Source organism: Rhizobacter sp. P2_H2, from assembly GCF_056403375.1.
Genome location: NZ_JBFUFP010000739.1, coordinates 1 through 2,779 on the forward strand (window position 1 = coordinate 1; position 2,779 = coordinate 2,779).

Genomic DNA, 2,779 nt, shown 5'->3' on the forward strand with positions numbered 1-2,779 from the left:
GCGACTCGTATTCACCGTCGCGGATGCGGCTGGCGGCGAACGACAGGTCGCGCAGCGGCTGGTTGATCAGCCGCGCGATCGCGGCCGAGCCGACCACCGTGGCGAGCAGCGCGATGCTGACCCACAGCAGCCAGGTGCTGCCGGCCAGCGGACGCACGCGCGTCGGGTCGGCCTGCAGCCAATAAGGATCCTTCTCGATCGAGAAGCCGACCCACAGGCCGCCGTTGCCGTTGACCGCGGTCGCGACGATGGTGTCGGGGCCGAGGCGGGTGCGCAGCTCCTGGCCGATGGCGCGCGAGAAGCGGTCGACCTCGAAGGCCTCCCACTTGTCGCCGGGCTCGCGCGGCAGCACGCGCACGGCTTCCTGGTCGGACATGGTCTTGACCAGCGTCACGCGGTTGATGCCGTCGGCATAGCGCAGCGCGGCGCGCGACAGGTTCACCAGGCTCGCGATCTGCTGCGCGGCCTGCACCGCGCGCGGCTCGAATTCGAGCGCGCGGAAGGTCTGCACCCACGCGAAGATCCCGCCGGTCAGCAGGACTGCCAGCAGGAAGAAGGTGCGCCAGAAGAGGCTCAGCGCGACGGCATTGCGAGCCATCCGTTGTCAGGCGGTGCCGTCCGGGACGAACACGTAGCCGACACCCCAGACCGTCTGGATGTAGCGAGGTTGGGCCGGATCCGGCTCGATCATCTTGCGCAGGCGCGAGATCTGCACGTCCAGGCTGCGATCGAACGGCTCGAACTCGCGGCCGCGGGCCAGCTGGGCCAGCTTGTCGCGCGACAGCGGTTGGCGCGGGTGGCGCACCAGCGCCTTCAGCATCGAGAACTCGCCGGTCGTCAGCGCGATCTGCTCGCCGTCCTTCGAGAGCCGGCGCAGCGCCAGGTCGAACTCGAACGGGCCGAAGGTGACCGTCTGCGCATCCTTGGCCGGCGCGCCCGGCGCTTCCATCGCGGGGCGGCGGCGCAGCACCGCATGGATGCGGGCCAGCAGTTCGCGCGGGTTGAACGGCTTCGGCAGGTAGTCGTCGGCACCGACCTCCAGGCCKACGATGCGATCGACATCCTCGACCTTCGCCGTCAGCATGATGATCGGCGTCACGTCGCTCGCCGCACGCAGCCGGCGGCAGATCGACAGCCCGTCTTCACCCGGCAGCATCAGGTCGAGCACGATCAGGTCGACCGTCTCGCGCGTCAGCACCCGGTTCAGGGCCTTGGCGTCCTCCGCCAGCAGGACTTCGAAGCCTTCTTGGGTCAGATAACGGCGCAGCAGGTCGCGGATCCGGGCATCGTCATCGACCACGACAACACGGTCRGGGCGGGCAGTGGCAGTGGGCGTCATCGACGGCTCCGTTGATTTGTAACAGCCGAGATTGTGCGCAGGTTCGATCCTGTTTTTGGGGGCTCCGGACCATCTGTTACAAATCTTGCGACACGTCTTTTTCAGTTTGGCAAGTGAAGGTTTGTGAAGGTCGGCAAGAGTTGTCGGCGAAGCTGGCGGCTGGGTCGTTGGGAGCCTCATCCGGCAGAAGACCCTGGAGACACGCATGACGCTGACCGAGAGCGATGCCCGCCACCTGCTGACCCGCACCGGCTTCGTGCCGTCGCCGCAGCAGCTCGCGCCCTGGATCGGCTTGAGTGCCGAGGCCGCCGTCGATCGGCTGATCGACGCGGCGCGCGCCGCGCGCCCCCTGCACCCGCCGCCCGACTTCACGCGCGAGCCGATCCGCACGCCGCTCGGCCAGTTGCCCGACGAAGACGCCCGCAAGGCGGCACGGCAGCAGGCGCGCCGCGACACGCTCGACCTCGCCGCCTGGTGGCTGCAGGAGATGCGCGACACCCCGGCGCCGCTGGCCGAGCGCATGGTGCTGTTCTGGCACAACCACTTCGCGACCTCGGTGCAGAAGGTGCAGAGCCCGCAGGGCATGTTCAATCAGCAGCAGCTGTTGCGCACGCACGCGCTCGGCTCGTTCGCCGCGCTGCTGCACGGCATCGCGCGCGATCCGGCGATGCTGATCTACCTCGACGGCGCGGCCAACAAGGCGCAGGCGCCGAACGAGAACTTCGCGCGCGAGGTGATGGAGCTCTTCACGCTCGGCGAAGGGCAGTACCGCGAGCAGGACATCCAGGAAGCCGCGCGCGCCTTCTCCGGCTGGACCGTCGACCGTGCCGACTGGAGCGCCCGCCTGCGCCCGCGCCTGCACGACGGCGGCAGCAAGACCTTGTTCGGACGCAGCGCCGCCTACGACGCCGACGGCGCGCTCGAACAGCTGCTCGCGCAGCCGGCCGCGGCGCGCTTCATCGCCGGCAAGCTGTGGCGCGAGTTCGTCTCGCCGGTGCCGGAGCCGGCCACGCTGGAGCGCGTCGCCGCGCGGCTGCGCGACAGCGGCTGGCGCATCGACGCCGCGCTGCGCGAACTGCTGCTGAGCGATGCGTTCTGGGCGCCGGCCGCGCGCGCGGCGCTGATCAAGTCGCCGGTGGAACTGACGGTGGGCACGCTGCGCCAGTTCGATGCGAAGTTCGACGCGAATCCCGACGCGATGCTGCCGATCGCGCGCGCCAGCGCCAAGCTCGGGCAGAGCCTGTTCGTGCCGCCCAACGTGAAGGGCTGGCCCGGCTACACCGACTGGATCGACAGCACGACGCTGCTGGAGCGCAAGCGCTTCACCGAGCGGCTGTTCCGCGGCGTCGAGATGGGTGGCGTCGAGAAGGGCGGGGGCGGGCTGCGCTTCGATGCGGACGCGTGGCTCGCGCCGCTCGGCGCCCATGCCGACCGCGAGCC

Annotated in this window: 2 protein-coding genes and 1 pseudogene; 1 reads left to right on the forward strand and 2 read right to left on the reverse strand. The window is 69.9% G+C overall.

Annotation, left to right across the window (positions count from 1 at the left end):
* A pseudogene (locus AC1D15_RS25535) lies at positions 1-598 on the reverse strand (two-component sensor histidine kinase); the annotation flags it as partial.
* A gap of 6 nt (positions 599-604) precedes the next feature.
* Entirely contained in the window at positions 605-1,339 is a 735-nt protein-coding gene (gene ompR, locus AC1D15_RS25540) for an osmolarity response regulator transcription factor OmpR (RefSeq protein ID WP_047512077.1), read from the reverse strand.
* Between the two features lie 205 nt (positions 1,340-1,544).
* Between ompR and AC1D15_RS25545 the strand changes: the two genes are divergently transcribed.
* Positions 1,545-2,779: DUF1800 domain-containing protein (locus tag AC1D15_RS25545; RefSeq protein WP_477828194.1), on the forward strand; the 1,235-nt coding region annotated here is incomplete at its 3' end.